This is a genomic window from Streptomyces sp. DH12 (genome assembly GCF_020873895.1).
Classification (GTDB): domain Bacteria; phylum Actinomycetota; class Actinomycetes; order Streptomycetales; family Streptomycetaceae; genus Streptomyces.
Genome location: NZ_JAHWGT010000653.1, coordinates 1 through 532 on the forward strand (window position 1 = coordinate 1; position 532 = coordinate 532).

The 532-nt window shown below is 63.3% G+C and carries 1 protein-coding gene; it reads right to left on the reverse strand.

Features of this window, described 5'->3' with window-relative positions; all coding sequences use genetic code 11:
• Positions 1-368: DUF3800 domain-containing protein (locus LPA54_RS36305; protein WP_368857895.1), on the reverse strand; the 368-nt coding region annotated here is incomplete at its 3' end.
• Between the last annotated feature and the right edge of the window lie 164 nt (positions 369-532).

A 532-nucleotide genomic window follows, 5' to 3' on the forward strand; every position in this document is an offset into this window, starting at 1 on the left:
TCGTTGAAGGCGAGTCCCTCCTGCTTCACCCACACACGGGCCAGAAGGCGTGCGTGGTAGCGCTGCAGTAAGCCGAGGATCGAGTCGACCAGGAGCATCGCCGCCCGGCGCTGATCACGGTTCCCCACGCGGACGTCCTTGCGGACGTCGGAACCCTTGATCTCCGTGTGGATCACTTCGGAGAGGTGCAGGGAGCGGCGCAGCTGCGGCCGGTACGTCTTCTTAATGTTGAGGAAGTCCCACGTCAGCTGCTTGATGTGGGAGTCGTGAATGGTGAAACCACCGACGACGAGAACCGGCGGGGCGTCCGGTCTGGCAGGGTCGAGCGTCTGGCCGTTGCCCGCCTCGTCGATGTAGCACAGGTACAACGATCCCTCCCGAAAAACACTCGGGCCGCTCCCGAAGGAGCGGCCCCAGGACCTGGTGCAGCCATATGCACCGTGTTGTGTTTGCTACCGCCGATGCTGCCAAGACCGACGGAAGCCGGTCAAGCCGACCGTCACGACATGTTGACGTCAGTTGCCGCTCAGTG